Below are 24,819 nucleotides of genomic sequence, written 5' to 3' on the forward strand. Positions count from 1 at the left end.
CGACTCGCGCCGACAGCAAAGGTAGCGGCAGGACCCGGCGGACCGGCGGCTGTTTGCCCGCACATCACACGGGTACGGCGGGAGCATTGACCGGGGGGTGTGCCGGGGGGTGCGCCGGGGGGTGCGATGGCGGAGTTCGAGGCGACGCGCGGCATGCCGGCCGACAGCATGATCGTGTACGGCGTCGCGTCCGACGTGGAGATCATGGACAGGTGGCTGCCGCAGGGCCTGACGGTGACCGGCAGCGGCCCCGGCACCGTGGAGGCGGGCGGCGAGCTGGTGCCCGGCCCAGGCCCGCACGAAGGGTTGTTCCGGGCCTCGGACGAGCAGCTGCGCGTGGAGTGGGGCGGGCGCGACCATCCCGGCTACGCCGGCTGGCTGCAGGTCTCCGACGCGGCGAGCGGCACGAGCGAGGTGACCGTGCACATCTCGCTGCTCGACGAGCCCGGCTCGGGGGCCCACGCCGACGAGGTGCGCGAGCTGCTCGACCGGTCACTCGGCCAGCTGGCCGACGAGGTGCGCCGGCGCGTCGACGACGCCGGCTGAACGCGCTGACGGCTCCTGCCGCCGGCAGGCGGATGGCGTGCCGGTGCCCGGAGGCGCCAGGGCGTTGACGGGTCCGCCCCACCCCCGGGTGTGGGAGTGGTGAGGTTCGGGTCAACCCCGGCCGTGCCTGCGCGGCGGCGGGGGCACGGCGGGAGAGATTGGGCGGACGTACCCGGAATTTCCCGCCCGAGGAGCCCATGGAGCTGCTGCTGGTCCTCCACGCGGTGGCGGCGATCTGCGCTCCCTGGCTGGCCGCCCGCATGGGACGCGCCTCCTTCGCCGTGCTGGCCGTGCCGCCGGCCGCCGCCTTCGTCTACACGCTCTGGGTGGCGGTGCGTGGGCTGCCCGCGCGGGAGGCCACCACATGGGCACCGGTGCTGCAGCTGGAGCTGGACTTCCGCGCCGACCCGCTGGCCGTGGTGATGATGGCGCTGGTGACGGGCGTCGGCGTGCTGGTGCTGGGCTACAGCGCCGCGTACCTGCCGGCGGACGACGACGGGCTCGGCCGCTACGGCGGCGTGATGGTGGCCTTCGCCGGGTCGATGCTGGGGCTGGTGACGGCCGACAACCTGCTCCTGCTGTACGTGTTCTGGGAGCTGACCACCGTCTTCTCGTACCTGCTGATCGGCTACGACCCGCTGAGCCGGGCGAGCAGGCAGGCGGCGATGAAGGCGCTGACCATCACCACGTTCGGCGGGCTGTGCATGCTGGCGGGTTTCGTGCTGATCGGTCAGGCGGCGGGCACGTACCGGGTGTCGGCGATCGCGGCCGACCCTCCGGCGGTCGGGCCGCTCGCGCTGGTGCTGGTGCTGACGGGGGCGCTGGCCAAGTCGGCGATCTTCCCGTTCAGCACGTGGCTGCCCGCCGCGATGGCCGCGCCCACGCCCGTGTCGGCGTACCTGCACGCGGCGGCCATGGTGAAGGCGGGCGTGTACCTGGTGGCCAGGCTCGGCCCGGCGTTCGGCGACGTGGCGCTGTGGCGGGCGGTGGCCGTGCCGCTCGGTCTGGTCACGATGGTGCTCGCCGGCTGGCGGGCGCTGCGCGAGACGGATCTCAAGCGGCTGCTGGCCTACGGCACGGTCAGCCAGCTGGGCTTCCTCGTGGCGCTCTTCGGCGCGGGAACGCGGGCGACCGCGCTGGCCGGGGTCGCCATGCTGGTGGCGCACGCGCTGTTCAAGGCGGCCCTGTTCCTCGTGGTGGGCATCGTCGACCACGCGGCGGGCAGCCGCGAGACGGGCGAGCTCAGCGGAGTGGGCCGGGCGATGCCCTGGGTGTGCGCGGCGGCGGTGCTCGCGGGGGCGTCGATGGCGGGTCTGCCGCCGCTGGCGGGGTTCGCCGCCAAGGAGGCGGCGCTGGAGTCGCTGCTGGACGCGCCGTTCGCGCTGGCGGGCGTGGTGGCAGGGTCGGCGCTGACGGCGGCGTACACGCTGCGCTTCCTGTGGGGGGCGTTCGCCGTCAAGCCGGGAGTGGCGGCGCGGCCGGTGCACCGCGTGCCCGCGGCCATGTTCGTCCCCACCGCGCTGCTGTCGGTGCTGGGGCCGGCGCTGGCGCCGGCGGCCTCCTGGTACGCGAGCGCCATGTCGGCCTACACGGGGGCCTTCCGCGATCCCGGCCACGAGACCCATCTCGTGGTGTGGAGCGGGTTCGGCCTGCCGCTGTTGTTGTCGGCAGCGGCCCTGGCGGCCGGCGTGCTGCTGTTCGCGGCCAGGGAGCCGGTGGCCAGGGTGAGGGCGGCGCTGCCCGTGCTGGACTCCAGCCAGGTCTTCTGGATCATCCTGCGCGGGCTCGACCGCTTCGCCATCCAGCTGACCGGCTTCGTGCAGCGCGGCTCGGTGCCCGACTACCTGATGCTCACCATGCTGGCCACGGTCGGCGTCGGCGTGTTCTCCGTCGCCTACGGAGGTGCGCCGCGCCTGGACGTGCCGGTCGTCGCCTGGCAGCGGCCGGAGCAGCCCGTCATCACCGTGCTGGTCGCGGCGACGGCCGTGCTGGCGCTGCTCGCCCGCGCCTCCATCTTCCTGGCCGTCGTCGTCGGCATGCTGGGGTACGGGACCGCGCTGCTGTTCCTCGTGCACGGCTCGCCCGACCTGGCGCTCACCCAGTTCCTGGCCGAGACGCTGCTCCTGGTGGTCTTCGCCCTGGTGCTGCGGCGGCTGCCGATCGACTCGGGCAGGGGGCGGCTGCCGTTCCCGGTCAGGATCGGGCTCGGGCTGGCCGTGGGGGTGGTCCTCACCGGCGCGGGCATGCTGGCGGGCAGCGCGCGCGACGTCGTGCCGGTCGGCGCGCACATGGCGATGGCGGCCGAGGAGGCGGGCGCGCGCAACATCGTCACCGCGCTGATCGTCGACGTCCGCGCCTGGGACACCCTGGGCGAGAGCACGGTGCTCGTCGTGCTGACCCTGGGTCTGACGAGCCTGGTGTTCTTGCGGCGCAGGTCGTACCGGATCGAGCCGGTGGAGGCGGAGCATCCGCCGGCGGAGCCGCACTGGCTGGCCTCCACGCTTCCGCGCGGGCGGCGGGTGCTGGCGTTCGACGTGGTGGCCAGGCTGACGTTCCACACGGTGCTGCTGCTCTCGGTGTTCCTGCTGTTCGTCGGGCACAGCGGGGTCGGCGGCGGGTTCGCCGGCGGCATCGTGGCCGGGCTGGCGATCGCCGTGCGCTACCTGGCCGGCGGGCGGAACGAGCTGGCCGTGGCGGTGCCGGTGCACGCGGGCGTGCTGATGGGCGTCGGGCTGACGCTGTCGGCGGGCACGGCGCTGATCGGGCTGCTGTTCGGCTCGGCGGCGCTGGACATGCTGGCCACGGACGTGAGCGTGCCGCTCGCCGGGCACGTGCACCTGTCCACCGGGCTGCTGTTCGACCTCGGCGTGTACCTGTCGGTGATCGGCATGGTGCAGGACGTGCTGCGCGGCCTGGGCGCCGAGCTGGACCGGCAGATCGACGCCGGGGAGGGCTCGTGACCGTCTCCCTGGCGCCGTTCCTGGCCTGCCTCGTGATGATCACGACGGGCGTGACGCTGCTGCTGGAGCGGAGCCTGGTACGCGCGCTCGCCGGCGTCATCGTCCTCGGCAACGGCGTGAACCTGCTGATCGTCACGGCGGGGAGCAGCGCCGGCGGCCCGCCCATCCTGGGCGTCACGCCGCCCGCCAGGATGGCCGATCCGCTGCCGCAGGCAATGGTGCTCACCGCCATCGTGATCACCATGGGCGTGACGGCGTTCCTGCTGGCCATGGTGCACAGGACGTGGCAGCTGACCGGTTCCGACGAGGTGCAGGACGACACCGAGGACCGGAGCGTACGGCTGCGCTCGCGGCGCGGCGAGCTTGGCGACGCGGTCCGGCGCAGGGTGGACGACTACCGCCGGCTACTCGTGCGGCAGCGGGCCGAGCTGGCGAACCTGCAGGCCGAGCAGGCCGAGCGGGAGCGGCTGCAGGAGGCCGACCTGGAGCAGCGCCTGGCCCGGGTGTACGAGGAGCTCGAGGAGTGGATGCGCCGGGGACGGGAGCAGGGACTGTCGGAGGAGGAGCTGCACCGGCGCTTCGAGGACGTCGGGCTGCGGGAGGAGGCGCGGGCGGAGGACAACCTCGCGCGCATCGAGGAGTTGCGCGACGAGCACGTCCGCCGGCGGGCGGCCCAGGCGGCCGAGGTGAAGGAACTGCGCAAGAGGTTGCGGGCGCGGCAGCGGGAGGCGCGCAGGCAGATGCGGGCGGCCATCAGGGACGAGCGCGAGCGCCAGGCCCTCGCGCAGGACCCCGACCTGGAGGGGGACGACTGATGGACCGCCACTCCGGCGCGGAAAGGGGCTGAGCGCGGTGCCGTCCCTGCCCGTGGAGAGCCTCATCTGCGTGCCGGTGCTGCTGCCGCTGCTGGCCGCCGGGGTGAAGCTGGCCATCGGCGGCCGGCTGCGACGGCTGCAGTCGCTCATCAGCCTCGTCACCCTCGGCCTGTCGCTCGCCGTGTCCGTGGTGCTGCTGGTGGCGGCCGAGTCGCGCGGCCCGCTGGTCACCGACCTGGGCGGGTGGCCGTCGCCGATCGGCATCTGCCTGGTCGCCGACCGCCTCTCGACCCTGGTGCTGGTGATCTCGTCGGCGGTGACGTTCTGCGTGATGGCGTATTCGGTCGCCAACGCCTACGACGAGCAGGAGCACGACGCTCCCATGGCGATCTTCCATCCGGCCTTCCTCGTGATGGTGGCCGGGGTGGCGGACGCGTTCCTGTCCGGCGACCTGTTCAACCTGTTCGTGGCGTTCGAGCTGCTGCTGAGTGGTTCGTACGTGCTGCTCACGTTCGGCGGCACCGAGGCCAGGATCCGGGCCGGCGCGACGTACACGCTGATGGCGCTGGCCTCGTCCATGTTGTTCCTGGTGGCGCTGGCCGTCACCTACGGGGCGACCGGGACGCTGGCGCTGGCGCAGCTCGCCGAGCGGTTCCCGTCGCTGCCCGAGCAGGTGAAGCTGCTGCTGGAGCTGACGCTGCTGCTGGCGTTCGCGATCAAGGCGGCGATCTTCCCCATGTCGGCGTGGCTGCCCGACTCCTACCCGACCGCGCCGACTCCCGCCACGGCCGTGTTCGCCGGTCTGCTCACCAAGGTCGGCGTCTACTCGATCATCAGGCTGGAGGCGCTGCTGTTCCCCGGCGGCCCGGTGTCGACGCTGCTGATGTGGCTGGCGCTGGCCACCATGCTGGTGGGCGTGCTGGGCGCGGTCGCGCAGACCGACCTCAAGCGCATGCTCTCGTTCACGCTGGTCAGCCACATCGGCTACATGGTGTTCGGGGTGGCGTTGTCCACGCATGCCGGGCTCACCGGCGCGATCTTCTACGTGGTGCACCACATCACCGTGCAGACCAGCCTGTTCCTGGTGACGGGGATGATCGAGCGGCGCTTCGGCACGACGTCGGTGATCAGGCTCGGCGGCCTGATGAAGGCCACGCCGCTGATCGCGGTGTTGTTCTTCGTGCCGGCCATGAACCTGTCGGGCATCCCGCCCATGTCGGGTTTCCTGGGCAAGCTGCTGCTGGTGCAGGCCGGGCTGGCGGCCGGCGGCTGGCAGGCGGGCACGCTGGTGGCGGCGAGCCTCGTCACGAGCCTGCTCACGCTGTACGCCCTCGCCAAGGCCTGGAACAGGGCGTTCTGGAGCGCTTCGCGCGCCGACCGGGTGGGCACGGTGGTGGAGAGCGAGGAGGACACCGGCGAGGACCCGACGGTGACCACGACGTCGCTGCCGACGGCACTGACCGTGTCGGTGACGGCACTGGTGGCGCTCGGCCTGTCGTTCACGGTGTTCGCCGGGCCGCTGTCGGCGCTGGCCGAGCGGGCGGCGAGCGAGCTGATGGCGCGCGAGCCGTACATCACGGCGGTCCTGGGGAGGGAACGGTGAACCTCAACGTGCTGGCGCCGCGGGTGTTCGGCAGGCGGGTGCCGCTGCCGCTGGTCGCCTGGCTGACGCTGGTGTGGACGGCGTTGTGGGGGGACGTCAGCGCCGGCAACCTGCTGGGCGGGCTGGCCGCCGGAGTCGTGGTGACCTGGCTGCTGCCGCTGCCCGCCGTGGACCCCGGCATCAGGGTCAACCCGGCCGGTCTGGTGCGGTTCCTGCTCTGGTTCGCCGTGGAAGGGGTGGTCTCGACCCTGCGGGTGGTGTACTGGGTGGTCCACCCGGGCCCGCCGCCGACACAGGTCGTCCGCGTGCGGATGCGCACGTCGTCGGAGTCCATGGTCGTCCTGACCATGGTCGCGATCACCGCCGTGCCCGGCAGCCTGGTGGCGGAGCTCTACCCCGAGGAACACGAGCTGGCGGTGCACGTGCTGGGGCGCCCCGGCGATGTCACCGAGGCCGTGCGGGCCGACATCACCGCGCTGGAGAGGCGCATCGTGGAGGCCTTCGGCACCCGGGCCGACAGGGAGGAACTACGGTGAAGGCGGTGTACATGGTGGCGATCGGCCTGCTCGGCTGCGGGGCGGCCGCCACGCTCTTCCGGTTGTGGCGCGGGCCCTCGATGCTCGACCGGGCCGTGGCCCTGGACGTGCTGACGGCCATGGCGATGTGCGGCGCGGGGGCGTTCGCGGTGGTCATGGACGACTACTCGGACCTGCCGATCCTGCTGGTCCTGTCGCTGCTGGGGTTCGTCGGCTCGGTGTCGCTGGCCCGCTTCTACTCGGGGAGGTCGCGGTGAGCGCGCTCGACGTGGTGGCGGCGGCCTGCCTGCTGCTGGGGGCAGGGCTGGCGCTGGCGGCCGGCATCGGCCTCGTACGGTTCCGCACCACGCTGGATCGTATGCACGCCGGCACGAAACCGCAGGTGCTGGGCGTGCTGCTGGTGCTGCTCGCCATGTGGCTGCACCGGCCCACCTGGGCGACCGCCGGCCCGCTGCTCCTCGCCGGGATCTCCCAGGTGATCACGGTGGCGGTCGCGGCCTACATGGTGGCGAGGGCGTCCTACGCGAGGGAGTCGTCGGCGCCGCCCGGCGACGGCTCGGCGCCGCCCGGCGACTCATCCGTCGACTGATCGACACGGCCAGGGCGAGCGCGCCGGCCAGGCCGTAGCCGTTGGAGCGGCCCCTCTCCTTCCTCCGGTGCGGCGGCTAAAACCTTGACAGGATTCTTACCGGCGTAATAGGCAGGTCGCGCACACGATGGCCGGTCGCGTGGTGCACGGCGTTGCCGATGGCCGCGGCCGTGCCGACGATGCCGATCTCGCCGATGCCCTTGCTGCCCATCGGGTTGAGCTCGCCGTCCTGCTCGTCCAGCCAGACCGCCTCGACGTCCGGCACGTCGGCGCAGGCGGGCACGTGATACTGCGCCAGGTCCCTGCGCAGGAACCCGCCGAACTCCTCGTCCGTGAGCGTCTCCTCCATCAGCGCCATCCCGAGGCCCATCGTCATCCCGCCGATGAACTGCGACCTGGCCAGTTCGGGCTCCACGATGCGCCCGGCGGCGAAGACGCCGAGCAGGCGCGGCACGCGGATCTCGCCGGTCACGGAGCTGACCCGGACCTCGGCGAACTGCGCGCCGAAGGCGTGCCTGGCCAGCTGCGCGTCGTTCCCGACCTCGCCGGTGGTGTCGGCGCGGCCCTCCTTGCCGTCGCCGTTCCGCAGCTCCTCGCAGGCCCGTACGACGGCCGACCCCCACGAGGCCGTGCCCATGGAGCCGCCGGCGACGGGCGCCTCCGGCAGGTCGCTGTCGCCGAGCTCGACGTGCACCTGATCGGGTGGGACGCCGAGCGTGTCCGCGGCGATCCGGGCCAAGGCGGTACGGGCGCCGGTGCCGATGTCGGCGGCGGCCACCTGGACGACGTAGTCACCGTCGCGCACGAAGACGAACGCGCTGGCCGGGCGGCGCCTGGACGGATAGGTGGAGGCGGCCACGCCGGTGCCGACCAGCCACTCCCCCTCGCGCCTGACACCGGGCTCCGGGTCGCGGTGCCGCCAGCCGAAGCGGCGGGCGCCCTCGCGCAGGCACATGACGAGGTTGCGGGAGCTGAACGGCAGCCCGCCCTCCGGTTCGGCGTCGGCGTCGTTGACGACGCGCAGCTCGACGGGGTCCATGCCGAGGGCGCAGGCGAGCTCGTCCATGGCGGACTCGAGCGCGTACATGCCGGGGCACTCCCCCGGCGCGCGCATCCACGACGGGGTGGCCACGTCGAGCCGGACCAGCCGGTGCGCGGTGCGCAGCGCGGGCGTGGCGTACATGACGCGGGCCGGGGTCGCGGTCTGCTCGGCGAACTCCACCAACGTCGAGCTCTGCTCGTACGCCACGTGTTCCACCGCCGTGAGCCGGCCGCCGGCGTCCGCGCCGAGCCGCAGCCGCTGGATCGTCGGCGTGCGGTAGCCGGTGACGTCGAACATCTGCTGCCGGGTCAGCGCGATCTTGACCGGGCGGCCCGCGGCCCTGGCCGCCAGGGCCGCGAGCACGGCGTGCGGCCTGGTGGAGCCCTTCGACCCGAAACCGCCGCCGACGTGCCTGGACACCACGCGCACGTCCTCCCCGGGCAGGCCGAACGTCTGCGCGATGGTGTCGCGGTCGGGAGACGCGCCCTGCGTGCTGTCGTAGACCAGCAGCCTGCCCTCGGGGTCCCACACGGCCAGGGCGGCGTGCGGCTCCATCGGGTTGTTGTGCAGGACAGGGGTCGAGTACGTCACGTCGACGCTCGCGGCGGCGCCGGCGAGACCCGCCTCGACGTCGCCTTTCACGGTGTCGGACGGGTAGTTGGGGTTGACGACGTCCGGCCGGTAGAAGCCGGGATGGCCGGTGCGCAGGGCGACGTCGTGGTCGTCCGGGTCGTACTCGACGCGCACGGCCGCGGCGGCGGCGCGCGCGTTCTCGTAGGTGCCGGCGACGACGGCCGCGACGATCTGGCCGCGGTAGGCGACGTCGCGGCTCTGGAAGAGCGCCAGCTCGGCCTCGGCGTCCTCGGCCAGCCGGGGCGGGTCCTCGCAGGACAGCACGGCCAGCACGCCGGGCATCTCGCGGGCCTCGGCGTCGTGGACGCGGACGATGCGGCCCTTGGCGACCAGCGACTGCACGGGGTAGGCGTAGGCGACGGCTTCGACCGGGTATTCGGCCGCGTACGTGGCCAGCCCGGTGACCTTGACGCGGCCCTCGACGCGGTTCACGGTGCCAGCTCCTCGAGGGTCGCGACGATCAGATTTCTGGCCAGCGGCAGCTTGTAGGCGTTACGCGGCAGCGGGCGGGCCTGCTCCAGCTCGGCCTCCGCGGCCTCCAGGAACGCCGCGCCGGTGGCGGGCCCGCCGATCAGCAGCCGCTCGGCGCGCGCGGCCCGCCACGGGACGTGGGCCACGCTGCCGAGCGCGATGCGGCAGTCGCTCACGACACCGTCGGAGCCGACGTCGAGCGAGGCGGCGATGGACACGAGCGCGAACGCGAACGACGCCCGCTCGCGCACCTTCCGGTAGGCGGAGACCCCGGGCGGCGGCGCGGGCAGCTCCACGGCCGTGATCAGGTCGCCGGGTTCCAGCACCGTGTCACGTTCCGGCTCGTCGCCCGGCAGGCGGTGCAGCCCGGGCATCGGGATGATCCGGTCGCCTCCCGGGCCGGTGACGTGCACCTCGGCGTCCAGCGCGGCCAGCGCGACCGCCATGTCCGACGGGTGGGTGGCCACGCACGCGCCGGAGGCGCCGAGCACGGCCAGGTTGCCGTGGTCGCCTTCGATGGCCGGGCAGCCGGAGCCCGGCCGGCGCTTGTTGCACGGCCTGCTCACGTCCTGGAAGTAGGCGCAGCGGGTGCGTTGCAGCAGGTTGCCGGCCACGGTCGCCATGTTGCGCACCTGCCCGGACGCCCCGGCCAGCACCGCCCGCGCGAGCATCGGGTAGCGGGTGCGCACGAGCGGGTCGGCGGCGAGATCGGTGTTGCGCACGGCCGCGCCCACGCGGAGCCGGTCGCCGACCGGCTCGATCACGTCGAGAGGCAGCCGACTGACGTCCACCAGCAGGTCGGGCTCGGCCACGCCGAGCCGCATGAGGTCGACCAGGTTGGTGCCGCCGCCCAGGTACATGGTGCCGGGCCGGAACCGGCGCACGGCGTCGGACGGGCTGCCGGCGCGGGCGTACTCGAAGCGCTTCACGGGGCGGCCTCGGCGATCGCCTTGACGATGTTGACGTAGGCGCCGCACCTGCACAGGTTGCCGCTCATCCGTTCCCTGATCTCCTCGGGCGTCAGCTCGGGATCGAGCGCGACATCGCCGGTGACGGCGCTCGGCCCCGGCTCGCCCAGCATGGCCACGGCCGAGCAGAGCTGACCCGGCGTGCAGTAGCCGCACTGGAACGCGTCGTGTTCGATGAAGGCCGCCTGCAGCGGGTGCAGGTCGTCCCCCTCGGCCAGTCCTTCGACGGTGGTGACCTCGGAACCGTCCACGGCGACCGCCAGCGCGAGGCACGCGTTGGCCCGCCGCCCGTCGATGAGGACCGTGCACGCGCCGCACTGCCCGTGGTCACAGCCCTTCTTGGCGCCGATCAGCCCCAGCCTCTCGCGCAGCAGATCGAGCAGCGACATCCGCGGGTCGACGTCGGCCGCGCGCGGTGTGCCGTTCACCTTCAGGGTGATGTCCATGGCGCACGACTACCCGACGCCCTCGCGCAACAATCCTGAGCACGCCAAATCCAGACGGAGCCTTGATTTGCCCAGTTTTGCGGGAGCCCTGCCGGGTAGCGCGGCGGTCATGGGGCGGGCCATGGACGAACAGACGACGGACTCCGCGGCGATCCTGACCGTGAACGCCGGCTCGTCGAGCCTGCGCCTCGATCTCGTCCAGGGCGGCAGCGTGCTCGACAGCGCGCGCGCCGAGCGTGCCGCCGACCCGGACACCGCGTGGGAGGAGCTGTCGGCGTTCCTCGGCGGCCACTTCGACCGCGACATCCGGGCCGTGGCGCACCGGCTGGTGCACGGCGGCGACGTCGTCCGCGCCCCGGCGGTCGCCGACGACGAGACGGCCGCCGCGTTGCGCGGCGTCATGGGCCTGGCGCCGCTGCACCTGCCGCCCGCGCTGGCCCTGCTGGACGCGGCCCGCGAGCAGCTGCCCTCCGTGCCGCACGTGCTCTGCCCCGACACCGCCTTCCACGCCGGCCTGCCGGACGCGGCGGCGGTCTATCCGCTGCCGTCCGAATGGCGCAGGCGGCACGGCCTGCGCCGGTACGGCTTCCACGGCCTGTCGTACGCCTGGGCCGCGGGCCGGGTGGCCGACCTGCTCGGCAGGCCGCTCGCGGAGCTGGACCTGGTGCTGGCGCACCTGGGCGGCGGCTGCTCCGTGTGCGCGGTGTCGGGCGGGCGCAGCCTCGACACCTCGATGGGGTTCACTCCGCTCGACGGACTGCCCATGAGCAAGCGCTCGGGCAGCGTGGACCCGGGGATGCTGGTGTGGCTGCTGTCGGAGGGCCACCTGTCGGTGGCGGAGCTAGAAGAAGGGCTGGAACGCCGGTCGGGGCTGCTCGGCCTGTCCGACGGCCTGTCCGGTGACACGCGCGATCTGGTCAAGGCCGAGCGTGACGGTGACGGCGCGGCCGCGCTGGCGCTGCGCGTGTTCGGCCACCGGGTGAGCAGGGAGATCGCCGCCGCGGCCACCTCGCTCCGGCGGATCGACGCGCTCGTTCTCACCGGGGAGATCGGCTGGGATCAGCCCGAGGTGCGTGAAGCCGTCTGCGGCCGTCTCGGCCTGCTCGGCGTGCTGCCTCCCGTACGCGGCAACCGCCACGACGACGGGCCGGTCAGCGCGCCCGGCGCCGCCGTACCCGTCCTGGTGGTCCAGGCACGCGAGGAGCTGCAGCTCGCCCGCGAGTGCCTGGACGTCCTCGCGGACACGGATTCCTGACGGAGCGCCGGCGGGCCCGCCGACCGCGGCGCCCGGCGTTTGGACGACTGTCGGTGGCGGGTGATTGGATCCCTGCTGTGGAGGCGTCGGTCGAGCAGCTCGTCTACGTCCGCGAGGACGCGTACACCGTGGCGCGCATGAGCGCCGACGGCGTGCCCGGCTTCGTGGCCACCGGGCGGGCGCTGGGCGGGGTGCAGCCGGGCGAGACGCTGCGGCTGTTCGGCGACTGGAGCAGGCATCCACGCCACGGCAGGCGGTTCGCGGTCAGCGCGTGCGAGCGGGTGACGCCCTCGTCGGTCCGCGCCATCCGCATCTACCTCGGGTCAGGGCTGATCAGGGGCATCGGGCCGCGGCTGGCGTACGCGATCGTCGACCACTTCGGCGAGGCCACGCTCAAGGTGATCGACGCCGAGCCGGAGCGGCTCACCGAGGTGGTCAACATCGGGCCGCAGCGGCAGGGGCAGATCGTCCAGGCGTGGCAGGAGCAGAAGGCGATCGCCGCGCTCATGGTGACGTTGCAGGGCCTGGGGGTCAGCCCGCTGCTGGCCGCGAAGATCTACCAGGTGTTCGGGCCCGACGCCGACGAGGTCCTGGCCACCGACCCGTACGCACTCATCGGGCGGGTCAGGGGCATCGCCTTCCGCGTCGCCGACAAGATCGCTCTGCAGTCGGGGGTGCCCGAGCGCAGCCCGCAGCGGGTCAAGGCGGCCCTGCTCGACCGCGTCGAGGCGGCGGGCAACCGCGACGGCCACTGTTTCGTGCCCGTCGCGGCCCTGGTCAGAGAGACGGCGGAGCTGATCGAGCAGGATGAGGAGCTGGCGCGGCCGATGGTCGACGCGCTCGTGGGCGAGCGCCGGCTGGTCGTGGAGGCCGCCCCCGACCGGCCCGGGCAGGCGGTCGCCTACGCCAAGCACGTCCACGCCCGCGAGGTGGCGCTGACCGAGCAGCTCACCCGGCTGGCGCGGGCCCGCTCCACGCTGCCGCTGCGCCCCTTCCGCGAGGACCCTGAGCTCCACGACGACCAGCGCGCCGCCGTCAACATGGCGCTGACGAGCACGCTCTCCCTCCTCACCGGCGGCCCGGGGTGCGGCAAGAGCCACACGGTGAAGGCCATCGCGACCACCGTCAGGGCGGCGGGCGGCACGGTGACGCTCACCGCGCCCACGGGCAAGGCGGCCAAGCGGTTGTCCGAGCTCACCGGGCTGCCGGCCATGACCGTGCACCGGATGCTGGCCCAGCAGCCCGATCCCGATCCCGAGACGCTGTTCGACGAGCGGCCGGCCCAGGCCGACCTCATCGTGGTCGACGAGGCGTCCATGCTCGACCTGCACCTGGCGACCCGGCTGACCGCGGCCGTGCCGTCCGGCAGCCACCTGCTGCTGATCGGCGACAGTGACCAGCTCCCGAGCATCGGTCCCGGCGACGTGCTGGCCGACCTGCTGCGCGTCACGGAGATCCCGCGGGTCCAGCTCACCCACGTCTTCCGGCAGGCGGGCGGCAGCGGCATCATCGACGCCGCCCACCGCATCCGCGCCGGCCGGTCGCCTGCGGTGGGGGGCGGGTTCTGGTTCGAGGAGCTCGACGATCCCGAGCAGGTCGCCCGGCGGGTCGCCCACCTGGCGATGGTGGCGATCCCGCGCAAGCAGCAGGTCGAGCCCGACCAGGTCCAGGTGTTGTGCCCGATGCGCCGGGGCGAGACGGGCGCCGTCGCGCTCGGGCGGCTGATCCAGGACCATCGCAACCCCGCCGCCGACGGCAAGGCCGAGCACTGGTCGGGGGCGACGGTGTTCCGGGTGGGCGACCGAGTCATGCCGATCCGCAACAACTACGACAAAGGGGTCTTTAACGGCGAGACCGCGACCGTCACCGCGGTGATCCCGGAGGAGCGGATGATCGAGATCCGCACCGACGACGGCGAGAGCGTGCGCTACGGGTTCGACGAGCTCGACGATCTGACCCATGCCTACGCCATCAGCGTGCACCGCTCGCAGGGCAGCGAATACCCGTTCGTGGTCGCGCCGATCGTGGCCGAGGCCGGAGGCGTCATGTTGCGGCGCAAGCTGCTCTACACGCTGGTCACCAGGGCCAAGGCGTGGGTCGTGCTCGTGGGTCAGCGCGAGGCGCTGGAGCTGGCGGTGCACCGGGTGGGCCGGCGCAGGAACACCGGCCTGGCCCGGCGCCTGGCCCTCAGCCTCGAGAGCTGACGTCGCCCGCCGTGGCCGGGGAACATGCGGTTGACGGGCGCGGGACCATGGTGTGGTGGACGAGCGTCGCCTGACACGGATCTCGAAATACCTGGCCCGGCACCTGCGGCACGACCCGCAGCGCATCGGGCTGACGCTCGACGCCCAGGGATGGACGCCGGTCGACGGGCTGCTGCGGGCCGCCGCCGAGCACGGGTTCCCGTTCACGGAGGCGGAGTTGGGTCAGGTCGTCGCGTCCAACGACAAGCGACGCTACACGATCGCGGACGGCCGCATCCGGGCCAACCAGGGGCACTCGGTGCCGGTCGACCTCGATCTGCCCGCCGTCGCGCCTCCCGAGACGCTCTATCACGGCACCGTGAGGCGGTTCGTGGCGGCGATCAAGGAGGAGGGGCTGCGGCCGATGAGCCGGCACCACGTGCACCTGTCGCCCGATCGGGAGACGGCCACGCGGGTGGGCGGCCGCAGGGGCGTTCCCGTGGTGCTCGTGGTGGCGGCCGGGGCGATGCACAGGGACGGGCACGTGTTCCTGCGCAGCGCCAACGGGGTCTGGCTGGCCGACCACGTGCCGCCCGGCTACCTCCGCTTCCCCTCAGGCTGATCGGCGCGGCGTCATGATCAGGGCGCGACGGTGTGATCGCGGCCCGGCGGCGAACCTGCGTCCGGGTAAAGAACGGGTGCGCCGGGGCTACCCGCGCGGGCGCCGGGTAGCCGGAGCGCATGGGAAAGAAGAAGGAACCGGCCGAGGGTGACGAGGTCACCTGGCGCAGCCACGGCTCCACCGCCAAGGGCAAGGTGGAGAAGAAGCTCACCAAGAGGCAGAAGGAGGCCGGCCGCACGGTCGCGGCCTCTCCCGAGGAGCCCCAGTACGTGGTGCGCAGCGAGAAGAGCGGCAAGAAGGCCGTGCACAAGCCGTCGGCGCTGCGCAAGGAAGGCTCGTGAGCGAGGACCGCCAGGAGGTCGCGGCCGAGTTCGGCAAGTCCGTGAACATGACCGCCGGCGAGCTCGAACGCTGGCTGGCCACCGACGAGTCCCGGGCGGTCGGGCAGAAGGACGGCGGCGGCGAGTCGGTCGGCCACCAGTCCGGCAGGAAGATCGTCGACCTCCTCCGGAAGAAGAAGGGCGACTGGACGGACGACGACTACGACCACATGAACAAGGTCGTCGGCTACGTCCACCGCCACCTCGCGCAGCGTCCTTCCGGCGACGTCACGGCGTCCAGGTGGCGTTACTCGCTGATGAACTGGGGCCATGATCCACTCAAGTGACGCGGGGCGTGTTCACGGGCGGACGACTCTGGTGCGCCGGCGCCCTGGAAGGCTGTTACCGTAGTGCGCTGTGAGCAGGGGAGTCGCTCGGCTTCGACTGCCTGCTGAGGGTTCCCTAGGGGCGTGCACGATGCGTGACATGCGGGGCGGCGATCGATGATGGGCGCGACACCGCCCTTTCCAGCTAGATTCCGGCATCCCGCCCAGCTCGTGGTCGCCGCGTTCGGCCTGGCCGTGACCGTCGGCGCCGCCCTGCTCTCGCTGCCGATCGCCACCGAAGAAGGCGAGGCCACGGACACCGTGGTCGCGCTGTTCACCGCCGCCTCGGCCGTCTGCGTCACCGGGCTGGCCGTCGTCGACACCGCGTCACACTGGTCGGCGTTCGGCGAAGTGCTGATCGCCGGGCTGTCCCAGGCGGGCGGCCTCGGGATCATGACGCTGGCCACCCTGTTCACCCTGCTTCTCTCGGGCCGGCTGGGGCTGCGGGCGCGGATCGCCGCCCAGACGGAGACCAAGACGCTGAGCATGAGCGACGTGCGCAAGCTGGTGCGCAAGATCTTCCTCTTCAGCCTGGCCTGCGAGGCCGTCGCCGCCGTCCTGCTCACCGGCCGCTTCGTCATCGGCTACGGCGAGTCCTTAGGCCGCGCCGCCTACCTGGGCGCCTTCCACGCGATCTCGGCCTTCAACAGCTCCGGGTTCGTGCTCTGGCCGGACAACTTCACCCGGTTCGTCGCCGACCCGTGGATCTGCCTGACCATCGCGACCGCGGCCATCGTCGGCGGGCTGGGCTTCCCCGTGGTGTTCGAGCTGGCCCGGTCATGGCGGCATCCGAGCAGATGGACGGTGCTGACCAGGATCACCGTCGCGGTGACCGTGACGTTGCTGCTGTTCGGCACGCTCGTCTTCCTGGCCACCGAATGGCGCAACCCCCGGACGTTCGGCCCGCTCGACGACGGCGGCAAGCTGCTGGCCGCCTTCTTCACGTCGGTGATGCCGCGCTCGGCCGGGTTCAACGTCGTCGACATCGGGCAGATGTACCCATCGAGCTGGCTGGCCACCGACCTGCTGATGTTCATCGGCGGCGGCAGCGCCGGCACCGCGGGCGGCATCAAGGTGACCACGATCGGGATGCTCGCGTTCATCGTCTGGACCGAGCTACGCGGGGAGAACAAGGTGAACATCGGTCACCGGCGGCTTCCCGAGACCACGCAGCGCCAGGTGGTCACGATCACCGTGATGGGCGTCGCGCTCGTGACCATGTCGACGTACGCGCTGCTCGCGCTCACCCCCCACCGGCTGGACCAGGTGCTGTTCGAGGTGATCTCGGCGTTCGGCACGGCGGGCCTGTCCACCGGCATCACCCCGGACGTCGGCACGGCCGGGCACCTGCTGCTGACGGTGCTGATGTTCATCGGCCGGATCGGCCCTCTCACCCTGGGCTCCGCCCTGGCACTCAACAGGCGCGCCCGCCACTACGAGCTACCCGAGGAGCGAGTCATCGTTGGCTGAGTACAAAGGCGACCCCGTCGTCGTCATCGGGCTGGGGCGATTCGGTACGTCCCTGGCGCTGGAGCTCACCCGGCGCGGCACCGAGGTGCTGGCCATCGACAGCCGGCCCAAGATCACACAGAGCCTGGCCGGGCGGATCACCCAGATCGCGACCGCCGACGCCACCGACATCGAAGCGCTGCGCCAGCTCGGCGTGTCCGACTTCTACCAGGCGGTGGTGGCCGTGGGCAGCGACATCGAGGCCAGCATCCTGACCACGTCGCTGCTGGTCGAACTGGAGATCAACGACATCTGGGCCAAGGCCATCAGCACCCAGCACGGCCGTATCCTCAGCCGCATCGGCGCCCACCACGTCGTCTTCCCCGAGCACGACATGGGCGAGCGGGTCGCCCACCTGGTCAGCGGCCGGATGCTCGACTACATGCAGGTGGACGACGACTTCGCGCTGGCCAAGACCACGCCGCCCAAGGAATATGTCGGCATCCCGCTCGGCCAGTCCAACCTGCGGCGCAAATACGGGGTCACCATCGTGGCCGTCAAGCCCTCGGGCGAGGAGTTCACCTACGCCACCGCCGAGACCGAGCTGTCCTACGGGGACGTGGTCCTCGTCTCCGGCCGTACCGAACAGGTCGAACGCTTCGCGGAGCTGCCATGAGGGTTGGTACTGCTTGGACTTGTATCAGTGTTTCTCAGCGTTCCTGCAAGCCCTGATTCGGGCCGCGCCCCGCGCCGCGGCCCGCCCCGTGCCGTGACCTTCGCCCTCCGGGCATCCCGAGCCGTGACCTGCGCCTTCCTGGTGTCCTGGGCGGGCCGTTACACGGTCGCAACCTCGGCGACGGCATCCTAGGTTCGGTGGAACTCCGTGAAGCGGACCGTCTCCTCGCCGCCGCACGCGCGCTGCTGGGCGAGCACGCCGTCGTGCACCGGCAGGCCGCCGCCGCCCTCGGCAAGGTGCGCCTCGACGCGGCCAGGGCGCAGCTGGAGTCGGTCCCGATCTCCCGGCTGAAAGACGTCACCGACGGCCGGCTGCGCGTCGCCACCCTGGAGAAGGCCGGATACACCACCGTGCGGCAGGTGCTGGACGCCTCGGCGTACCAGCTGCAGCTGCTTCCGGGGATCGGCGCGCGGACGGCGGGCCACATCCACGCGGCCGCCCGGCAGATCGAGCGGGCGGCGGCCGACGCCGCGAGCGTCCGCATCGACGTCGAGCACCACGACCAGCCGGTCACCGACCTCGTGATCGCCCTGCACCGCCTGGTGCGGGTGGGCCCCGACCTGCCCCGGGCGGTCGCGGCCGCCCGCGACCTGGACGGGCGGCTGGGGCCGCTGCTGTCCGCGGCCAGGCCGGCGCGCAGCCGCCTGCGCATGTGGTTCACGCTGCCCAAGCGGCGGCAGCGGGCGCGCGACGCGCTGGCCGAGATCTCCGGCCTGCTCGACGCCTCGGCGGAGACGCCGTTGCTGCTCGCCCAGGTCACCACCGATCTGCTGCGCCCGCCCGCGTCCGAGCTGGAGGCCTGGGCGGACTTCGAGTCCCGCTCCCCCGAATACTTCGGGCTGCTGACCGACCTCGCCGGGGCGCCCCTGCCGACGGGCGAGACCTCGCTGCCCGGCGACCTGGCGGCCAAGGTCGGCGGGCAGCCGCTCGACGACACCTACCGCCGGGTGTCGCTCCGTGGTTACCAGGCGTTCGGCGCCCGTTTCGCCCTCGCCCAGGAACGCGTGATCATCGGCGACGAGATGGGCCTGGGCAAGTCGATCGAGGCCATCGCCGTGATGGCGCACCTCAGGGCGAAAGGGGCGACACATTTCCTGGTGGCGTGCCCGACGAGCGTGCTGATCAACTGGGTGCGGGAGATCGAGTCGCGCAGCACCCTGCGCGCCCACCCGCTGCACGGGCCCGACCGGCTCGCGGCCCGGCAGGAGTGGGAGCGGCAGGGCGGCGTCGCCGTGACCACCCTCGACAGCCTCCACCGGCTCGGCACGGAGGCCGTGCCCGGCCTGCTCGTCGTGGACGAGGCCCACTACGTGAAGAACCCGCAGGCCAAGCGGTCCCAGACGGTCGCCTCGTGGTGCCGGCGCGTCGACCGGGTGCTCTTCCTGACCGGCACGCCGATGGAGAACCGCGTGGAGGAGTTCCGCGTGCTGGTCTCCTACCTGCGGCCCGAGCTGGCCGCCGGCCTGCGCAACAGCGACATGGTGGCGGGCGCGCAGGCCTTCAGGAAGGCGGTCGCGCCCGTCTACCTGAGACGCAACCAGCAGGACGTACTGGCCGAGCTGCCCGACCGGGTCGAGGCGGACGAGTGGGTGGAGTTCAGCGGCGCCGACTTCGCGGCCTACCGGCAGGCCGTGTCCGACGGCAACTTCATGGCCATGCGCCGCGCCGCCTACGCCGAGCCCTCCACCTCGGCCAAGCTGAAGCGCCTGCTCGAACTCGTCGAGGACGCCGAGGCCAACGGGCTCAAGGTGGTCGTGTTCTCCTACTTCCGCGCGGTGCTCGCCTGCGTGCGGGCGGAGCTGAACGGCCGCGCGCACGGGCCGCTGTCGGGCGACGTCGGCGCCGCGCGCCGGCAGCAGGTGGTCGACGAGTTCTCCGCGGCCAAGGGCCACGCGGTGCTGCTCAGCCAGGTGCAGGCGGGCGGGGTGGGGCTCAACCTGCAGGCGGCCTCCGTCGTGATCCTGTGCGAGCCGCAGGTCAAGCCGAGCATGGAGACCCAGGCGATCGGCCGCGCCCACCGGATGGGGCAGGTCCGCAAGGTGCAGGTGCACCGGCTGCTCACGGTCGACTCGGTCGACCAGCGCATGCTGGACATCCTGCACCGCAAGTCGCGGCTCTTCGACGCCTACGCCCGGCGCAGCGACCTGGCCGAGTCGGCGGCCGACGCGGTGGACATCTCGGAGCAGGCGCTGGCCCGGCAGGTGGTCGAGGAGGAGCAGCGCCGCCTGCTCGACCACGGTGACGGCATCGGGTGAGCTCACACCCGTACGAACGGCTCCCCGGCCTCGGCGATCGACGCGACCTGGACGTGAGCCCGCCACCCACCGGCCGAGCCGCGCCTTCGCGACCTGGACGTGAGCCCGCCGCTCAGCGGCCGAGCCGCGCCTTCGCGACCGGCACCAGCACCTGGCCGGTGACGAACTCGCTCCACAACCCGAAGGTCAGCGACGACCCCGGCTTGGCCGTGGTCTCCACGAAGCTGACGGTGCGGCCGTGATGCTCGCGAGTGGCGCCGAACGACAACCGGAACCTGGTGGTGCCGGCGCGATCCTGGGGCGGGGTGTCGTTCGGCGGCAGGATCTCGTCCAGCGCCCACCGGTAGTCCTTCCGGTACGGGCGCGACACCCGTTCCAGGGTCTGCTCCAGCACCACGCCGGTGGAGGGCAGCACGACCAGCACGCCGGGCGAGCGGCCGATCCGGGTGTTGAAGGCGAGCACCTCGCGCGGCTCGCCGGTAGCGTACTCGGCCAGCCCGGTGCCCACCTGGGAGCCGTCCGGGCAGGCGGTCGCGCCCTTCTCCTCGATCAGGGCGCGGTCGCAGGTGGGGAAGGCGTCCGGGTTGAAGCGCACCGACCGGTCGAACAGGAACACGAACCGTCTGGCGCCCGCCGGCACCTGCCCGGTGCCGGCACGGCTGCGCCGGTCCCAGGCGAGCGTCACGCCGCGGCCTGGACCGGCGGTCGCCGTCACCGCCAGGGAGTCGATGTTGCGGGGACCCTCGACGTCCGCCTCGTGGGGCCGCTGCGGCCCGCCGGGCGCGGGGTCGGCGTGGGCGGCGGACGCGGGCGCTGCGGGAGCGGTCAAGGACGCGAGCGCGGTCAGGGCGGCCAGCGCGAGCTTCGCCTTCATGGATCCTCCAAGGGGGTCGATCAACGTCGCGATGGTCACTCAACCAGCGGGCACCGAAAGATCAGGTAAAGCCGTCGGTGAGACTTCCAGCATTTTCGAAGCGTCAGGGGGTGTTGCTAGCGTTCTCGGCCAGTAGTGACGACGTGACGGGAAGACCAGATGGCGCAGTGGCCGGGAGGACCCCGGGATCGATTTCGGCACGCCGGGCCGCCACCCCACCGCGCCGGCAACCGGGCCAAGAAGTTCCGCATGGCGTGGGGGTCGGCCGAGGCGGAGGACCCGATCACGGTCTGCCGCGACGGCGCGGGATACGGCTACAGCTACAAGCTCAAGCGGTGGGACGGCCCCGACACGGATGACTCTCTCTGCCGGCTGAAGGGCGCCTATCGCTACATCTCCGACGGCATCTTCACAGGCGGCATGACGCAGGCCCAGGCCGGCAAGTGGATCAACGAGCTCCAGACCGGCTACGAGGGGTTCGTCAAGCCGGGCGAGCTGCGGCTGGCCGAGGTCAAGGGCAAGCAGTATCTCCGGCTCGTCGCGAGAGCCGGTCAACCGGCGCGTACGACCCGCCCGCGGTCGCGGAGCCAGGCGTAACCGCTCACCGCGATGCCCGCGACCGTGACGGCCGCCGCCACGAGGTAGAGCGAGCGCAGCCCGAGCCCGGCGTCGATGACCCGGCCGCCGAGCCAGGCGGCGAAGGCCGCCGCGAGCTGGTAGGCGGAGGCGTTCACCGCCATGGCCAGCGTGGGCGCGGCTGCGGCGGTGGCCAGCACCCGCGCCTGCATCCCGGGGATGACGGAGAAGCCGAGCGCGCCGACCACGAACACCATCACCGCCGTGACGGCCGTGCTGCCGCTGCCAGCCCACATGAGCACGAGCGCCCCGGCGAGCAGGGCCAGCAGCCCGATCTGCGCCCGCATCGGCGACATGTCGGACAGGCGGCCTCCGACTATGTTGCCGGCCGCCGCGCCCACGCCGTACACCAGCAGCAGGACGGCGACCGCGCCGGCGGCGAACCCGGTGACGGTGGTGACGAGGGGCGCGAAGAAGGTGAAGATCATGAGCAGCCCGGCGTTGCCCACGGCGGTGACGGCGATGGCGAGGAGCACGTCGCGCCCGCGGAACACGCGCAGCTCGGCCACCGCGGAGGTGGCCGGCGCGGCGTCGCGGACATCCGGCACCAGCCGCGCCACCAGCAGCCACCCGGCCGCGCAACACGCGGCGATGGCCAGGAACGTGGCCCGCCAGCCGTGCGCCTCGCCGATGAGGGTGCCGATGGGCGCGCCGAGGATCATCGACAGGTTCATCCCGAAGACGAGCGTGGACACGGTGGACGCCTGCCTGTCCGGCGGGGCGGTGGAGGCGGCGATGACGATCGCGTTGGCGAAGAACGTGGACGTCACCAGCGCGGTCACGACCCGCGCGGCGAAGAGCACGGGATAGGCGGGCGCGAGCGCGGAGGCCAGGTTTCCCGCGATGGCGATCGCGAGCAGGGCCAGGATGAGCGGCTTGCGCGGGAAGCGGGCGCTGAGCGCCGTCAGCGCCGGGCCGCCGACGATCATCCCGATCGCGTACGCCGTCACGAGCAGCCCGGCGGCCGGGATCGACACGGTCAGGTCCTCGGCGAGGTCGGGCAGGATCCCGGCGATGACGAACTCGCCGGTCGTGATGCCGAAGACGCAGAGCATCAGCGCGGGCACGCCGGCGTTGGTCCTGATCACGAAGACTCCTATTCTTTACTGATCTGTACAAAATGACGGCAGCACGAACCCCGCGGCGGATCCCGCGGGGTTCACAGGGCGGCGACGGCCCCCTCGACGACGTCGAGCAGCGCCCGCCGGTCACCGGTGACCTTGGCGAGCACGCGCAGGCCGTAGTAGGCACTCTGGAACGCGCGTGCCACCTGGAGCGGCGGCCGGTCGGACGCCAGCTCCCCCGTGCTCTGCCCGACCTCCACCAGCCGGAGGATCGCCTGCTCCAGATCGGTGAACTGGCGGCGCACGAGCCCGGCGACGGCCTCGGTGCGCCCGCTCGACTCGGTGGCGGCGTTGAGCGCCAGGCAGCCGCGCCGGCCGGGGTCGGCCATGTCGGCGTCGATGACGCCGAGCATCAGGTCTCTCAGCCGGTCGCGCACGGAGCCGGGCTCGGCCAGCATGGCGAGCTGGGCCTCGCCCCTGGTGTCGGCGTAGCGGCGGATCGCCGCCTCGTAGAGCCGGTGCTTGCTGCCGAAGGCGTTGTAGAGGCTGCCGCGGCCGAGCCCCGTGCGGGAGCACAGGTCCTGGGTGGTGGTCGCTTCGTACCCCTTCTCCCAGAACAGCTCCATCGCGGCGTCGACGGCGACCGCATCACTGAACTCGCGTGGCCTGCCCATGGAGGGGAGGCTACCGGATTCTGTACAGGACAGTAAAGAACATACCGCGCCGGCTTACGCCACGCTCGGGCGCGGCCCGGGTGGCGGCGGACGAGGGGGAAGAAGTGCTTAACTTGGCTACGTAAAACGTTTCATTGCTCCGCGTCACCCCGGAAGGACACCCTTGGACTACGAACGCCAGCCGTACAGAAGGTGCGGCCGCAGCGGTCTCCTGCTCCCCGCCGTGTCACTAGGCCTGTGGCACAACTTCGGCGGAGGCAGGCCGCTCGACAGCCAGCGCTCGATCCTGCACAAGGCGCTCGACCTCGGCATCACCCACTTCGACATCGCCGACCGGTACGGCCCTCCGCTGGGGGCCGCCGAGTCCACGTTCGGCCGGATCTTCCCCCGGTCGATGCGCGACGAGGTCGTGGTCACGACCAAGGGCAGCAACCCCATGTGGGACGGCCCGTACGGCAAGGGCAACTCCCGCAAGCACCTGCTCGCCACCCTCGACAGGTCGCTGGAGCGGCTCGGCCTCGACTTCGTCGACATCTACTACCTGCACCGCGACGACCCCGACACCCCGCTCGAAGAGCAGGTGGCCACGCTCGACCACATGGTCCGCAGCGGGCGCGTCCTCTACGTCGGCGTCTCCAACTTCTCCCCCGAGCGCACCGCCCAGGCCGCCCGCCTGCTGCGCCAGCTCGGCACCCCGCTCCTGGTGCACCAGCCGTCCTACTCCCTGCTCAACCGGGGCATCGAGGACTCGTTGCTGGGAGTGCTCGAGGAGCAGGGCGTCGGCTGCGTGGTCTACTCGCCGCTGGCGCAGGGCCTGCTGACCGACCGTTACCTCGACGGCATCCCCGCCGACTCGCGCGCCGCCGAGGGGCGTTTCCTCACGGCCGACCGGGTGACGCCGGAGGTGCTGGCGTTCGTGCGCTCGCTGTCCGAACTGGCAGAGGCGCGTGGCCAGACGGTGGCCCAGCTCGCGCTCGCCTGGGCGCTGCGCGACCCGCGCATCACCTCGGTGCTCGTGGGCGCGTCCAGCCCCGAGCAGCTGGAGGCCAACGTGGCCGCCGTCGACAACCTCGACTTCACCCACGAGGAGCTGGCGGCCATCGACCGCGCCGCCAAGGAGTCCGGCGTCACGGCCTAGCGCGCCGCCCCTCGGCCGGCGGGCGGCGGCGCCTGCGGCGCTCAGCCGTCCGGCCGGTCGAGACGCTGGTAGAGGCCGTACACGAAGCGGGCACGGTACGCCGTGCCCGCGTGGGTGAACTCGACCGACCAGTGGTGCGGCGCCTGCCCCTCGATCGAGGTGGCCCCCGGGAAACTCGTGCCCACGTCGGCGACGACGCACGTCCAGGGGGTGAGGTCGGCGAAGGCCAGCCGCACGTCGCCGCGGGGCCGGACGAACCACTGGTTCCAGACCTCGCCCCCGGGCCCCGTCAGCACCTCGAACTCCAGGCCCGGCCACGACGGCAGGGCCCACCGGTGCACGTCGCAGGTCAGGCTGCCGAACGCGCGCGGGCCCGCGTGGTGGGGCGGGCCCAGCGCCATCCGGAACACCGCCGCTCCCTTGGGAGCTCGGGCCGCGTGGGCCAGCCGGGTCCAGTGGGTGTGCGCGGCCCGCACCTCGGCCCTGGACGCGCCCATGGCGGCGAGCGCGTCCTCCACCCGGCCGGCGTTGAGGTCGCGCATCCGGTGCATCAGGGCCAGCTCGAACTCGCGCACCCGGAACCGCATGCTCCCAGCCTGTCAGAGGGCGCCGGTCGTT

24 protein-coding genes are annotated in these 24,819 nt (G+C 72.5%); 17 read left to right on the forward strand and 7 right to left on the reverse strand.

What is annotated here, in order from left to right; genetic code table 11:
• Nucleotides 1-126 precede the first annotated feature (126 nt).
• The 7 genes from ABGB01_RS20530 (at nucleotide 127) to ABGB01_RS20560 (ending at nucleotide 7,049) form a co-directional block, all read left to right on the forward strand.
• Nucleotides 127-546 (forward strand): SRPBCC family protein, encoded by a 420-nt coding sequence (locus ABGB01_RS20530; RefSeq protein WP_347619121.1) that lies wholly within the window; start codon nucleotides 127-129, stop codon nucleotides 544-546.
• Nucleotides 547-743: 197 nt separating this feature from the next.
• The gene (locus ABGB01_RS20535; protein WP_347775150.1) at nucleotides 744-3,506 is read left to right on the forward strand and encodes a Na+/H+ antiporter subunit A; all 2,763 of its coding nucleotides are present in this window, start codon (nucleotides 744-746) and stop codon (nucleotides 3,504-3,506) included.
• Nucleotides 3,503-4,321, forward strand: coding sequence for a Na(+)/H(+) antiporter subunit C (locus tag ABGB01_RS20540; RefSeq protein ID WP_347775151.1), 819 nt, complete (start codon nucleotides 3,503-3,505; stop codon nucleotides 4,319-4,321). The genes ABGB01_RS20535 and ABGB01_RS20540 overlap by 4 nt, the downstream gene beginning before the upstream one ends.
• A gap of 37 nt (nucleotides 4,322-4,358) precedes the next feature.
• A complete protein-coding gene (locus tag ABGB01_RS20545; protein WP_347775152.1) occupies nucleotides 4,359-5,924 on the forward strand; it encodes a Na+/H+ antiporter subunit D in 1,566 nt (521 codons plus the stop codon).
• The gene (locus tag ABGB01_RS20550; RefSeq protein ID WP_347775153.1) at nucleotides 5,921-6,460 is read left to right on the forward strand and encodes a Na+/H+ antiporter subunit E; all 540 of its coding nucleotides are present in this window, start codon (nucleotides 5,921-5,923) and stop codon (nucleotides 6,458-6,460) included. Before ABGB01_RS20545 ends, ABGB01_RS20550 begins: the two co-directional genes overlap by 4 nt.
• On the forward strand, nucleotides 6,457-6,717 hold the full coding sequence (locus ABGB01_RS20555; RefSeq protein ID WP_347775154.1) for a monovalent cation/H+ antiporter complex subunit F: 261 nt from the start codon (nucleotides 6,457-6,459) through the stop codon (nucleotides 6,715-6,717). Before ABGB01_RS20550 ends, ABGB01_RS20555 begins: the two co-directional genes overlap by 4 nt.
• The gene (locus ABGB01_RS20560; protein ID WP_347775155.1) at nucleotides 6,714-7,049 is read left to right on the forward strand and encodes a monovalent cation/H(+) antiporter subunit G; all 336 of its coding nucleotides are present in this window, start codon (nucleotides 6,714-6,716) and stop codon (nucleotides 7,047-7,049) included. Before ABGB01_RS20555 ends, ABGB01_RS20560 begins: the two co-directional genes overlap by 4 nt.
• A 76-nt stretch (nucleotides 7,050-7,125) precedes the next feature.
• On the opposite strand, the gene ABGB01_RS20565 is transcribed toward ABGB01_RS20560, so the two are convergent.
• Genes ABGB01_RS20565 through ABGB01_RS20575 form a run of 3 tightly spaced genes read right to left on the reverse strand, consistent with a single transcriptional unit; the run spans nucleotide 7,126 to nucleotide 10,609 of the window.
• The gene (locus ABGB01_RS20565) at nucleotides 7,126-9,156 is read right to left on the reverse strand and encodes a xanthine dehydrogenase family protein molybdopterin-binding subunit (protein ID WP_347775156.1); all 2,031 of its coding nucleotides are present in this window, start codon (nucleotides 9,154-9,156) and stop codon (nucleotides 7,126-7,128) included.
• Entirely contained in the window at nucleotides 9,153-10,124 is a 972-nt protein-coding gene (locus ABGB01_RS20570; RefSeq protein ID WP_347775157.1) for a xanthine dehydrogenase family protein subunit M, read from the reverse strand. The genes ABGB01_RS20565 and ABGB01_RS20570 overlap by 4 nt, the downstream gene beginning before the upstream one ends.
• Nucleotides 10,121-10,609 carry a 2Fe-2S iron-sulfur cluster-binding protein gene (locus ABGB01_RS20575; protein ID WP_347775158.1) on the reverse strand — a complete coding sequence of 163 codons (489 nt, stop codon included), beginning with the start codon at nucleotides 10,607-10,609 and terminating at the stop codon, nucleotides 10,121-10,123. The genes ABGB01_RS20570 and ABGB01_RS20575 overlap by 4 nt, the downstream gene beginning before the upstream one ends.
• Nucleotides 10,610-10,730: 121 nt before the next feature.
• On the opposite strand from ABGB01_RS20575, the gene ABGB01_RS20580 reads away from it, so the two are divergent.
• The 8 genes from ABGB01_RS20580 to ABGB01_RS20615 all read left to right on the forward strand — a co-directional run bounded on the left by ABGB01_RS20580 (nucleotide 10,731) and on the right by ABGB01_RS20615 (nucleotide 19,815).
• Entirely contained in the window at nucleotides 10,731-11,864 is a 1,134-nt protein-coding gene (locus ABGB01_RS20580) for an acetate kinase (protein WP_347775159.1), read from the forward strand.
• Between the two features lie 77 nt (nucleotides 11,865-11,941).
• Complete coding sequence (locus tag ABGB01_RS20585; protein WP_347775160.1) at nucleotides 11,942-14,068, forward strand: ATP-dependent RecD-like DNA helicase; 2,127 nt, start codon at nucleotides 11,942-11,944, stop codon at nucleotides 14,066-14,068.
• Between the two features lie 55 nt (nucleotides 14,069-14,123).
• Complete coding sequence (locus ABGB01_RS20590) at nucleotides 14,124-14,669, forward strand: RNA 2'-phosphotransferase (protein WP_347775161.1); 546 nt, start codon at nucleotides 14,124-14,126, stop codon at nucleotides 14,667-14,669.
• A gap of 119 nt (nucleotides 14,670-14,788) precedes the next feature.
• Nucleotides 14,789-15,010 carry a DUF2945 domain-containing protein gene (locus ABGB01_RS20595; RefSeq protein WP_132599853.1) on the forward strand — a complete coding sequence of 74 codons (222 nt, stop codon included), beginning with the start codon at nucleotides 14,789-14,791 and terminating at the stop codon, nucleotides 15,008-15,010.
• The gene (locus ABGB01_RS20600; protein WP_347775162.1) at nucleotides 15,007-15,336 is read left to right on the forward strand and encodes a DUF3140 domain-containing protein; all 330 of its coding nucleotides are present in this window, start codon (nucleotides 15,007-15,009) and stop codon (nucleotides 15,334-15,336) included. Before ABGB01_RS20595 ends, ABGB01_RS20600 begins: the two co-directional genes overlap by 4 nt.
• A gap of 156 nt (nucleotides 15,337-15,492) precedes the next feature.
• Nucleotides 15,493-16,845 carry a potassium transporter TrkG gene (locus ABGB01_RS20605; RefSeq protein WP_347775163.1) on the forward strand — a complete coding sequence of 451 codons (1,353 nt, stop codon included), beginning with the start codon at nucleotides 15,493-15,495 and terminating at the stop codon, nucleotides 16,843-16,845.
• Nucleotides 16,838-17,500 carry a TrkA family potassium uptake protein gene (locus ABGB01_RS20610; RefSeq protein ID WP_132599844.1) on the forward strand — a complete coding sequence of 221 codons (663 nt, stop codon included), beginning with the start codon at nucleotides 16,838-16,840 and terminating at the stop codon, nucleotides 17,498-17,500. The genes ABGB01_RS20605 and ABGB01_RS20610 overlap by 8 nt, the downstream gene beginning before the upstream one ends.
• A 197-nt stretch (nucleotides 17,501-17,697) precedes the next feature.
• Nucleotides 17,698-19,815 (forward strand): DEAD/DEAH box helicase, encoded by a 2,118-nt coding sequence (locus tag ABGB01_RS20615; protein ID WP_347775164.1) that lies wholly within the window; start codon nucleotides 17,698-17,700, stop codon nucleotides 19,813-19,815.
• Between the two features lie 112 nt (nucleotides 19,816-19,927).
• Here ABGB01_RS20615 and ABGB01_RS20620 read toward each other — a convergent pair whose 3' ends face one another.
• Entirely contained in the window at nucleotides 19,928-20,689 is a 762-nt protein-coding gene (locus ABGB01_RS20620; protein ID WP_347775165.1) for a hypothetical protein, read from the reverse strand.
• Between the two features lie 249 nt (nucleotides 20,690-20,938).
• On the opposite strand from ABGB01_RS20620, the gene ABGB01_RS20625 reads away from it, so the two are divergent.
• On the forward strand, nucleotides 20,939-21,286 hold the full coding sequence (locus ABGB01_RS20625; protein ID WP_347775166.1) for a hypothetical protein: 348 nt from the start codon (nucleotides 20,939-20,941) through the stop codon (nucleotides 21,284-21,286).
• Here the strand turns inward: ABGB01_RS20625 and ABGB01_RS20630 are convergent.
• Both ABGB01_RS20630 and ABGB01_RS20635 read right to left on the reverse strand, forming a co-directional pair.
• Nucleotides 21,241-22,413: an MFS transporter gene (locus ABGB01_RS20630; RefSeq protein WP_347775167.1), complete on the reverse strand. Its 1,173-nt coding sequence runs from the start codon at nucleotides 22,411-22,413 to the stop codon at nucleotides 21,241-21,243. The two genes, ABGB01_RS20625 and ABGB01_RS20630, sit on opposite strands and share 46 nt — an antisense overlap.
• A gap of 71 nt (nucleotides 22,414-22,484) precedes the next feature.
• Entirely contained in the window at nucleotides 22,485-23,063 is a 579-nt protein-coding gene (locus tag ABGB01_RS20635; RefSeq protein WP_347775168.1) for a TetR/AcrR family transcriptional regulator, read from the reverse strand.
• A 163-nt stretch (nucleotides 23,064-23,226) separates the two neighbouring features.
• Here ABGB01_RS20635 and ABGB01_RS20640 point away from each other — a divergent pair, with 163 nt between their 5' ends.
• Nucleotides 23,227-24,201: an aldo/keto reductase gene (locus ABGB01_RS20640; RefSeq protein ID WP_347775169.1), complete on the forward strand. Its 975-nt coding sequence runs from the start codon at nucleotides 23,227-23,229 to the stop codon at nucleotides 24,199-24,201.
• A 41-nt stretch (nucleotides 24,202-24,242) separates the two neighbouring features.
• On the opposite strand, the gene ABGB01_RS20645 is transcribed toward ABGB01_RS20640, so the two are convergent.
• The gene (locus ABGB01_RS20645) at nucleotides 24,243-24,788 is read right to left on the reverse strand and encodes a hypothetical protein (RefSeq protein WP_347775170.1); all 546 of its coding nucleotides are present in this window, start codon (nucleotides 24,786-24,788) and stop codon (nucleotides 24,243-24,245) included.
• Nucleotides 24,789-24,819 lie beyond the last annotated feature (31 nt).

Source organism: Nonomuraea sp. B5E05 (assembly GCF_039880665.1).
GTDB lineage: Bacteria > Actinomycetota > Actinomycetes > Streptosporangiales > Streptosporangiaceae > Nonomuraea.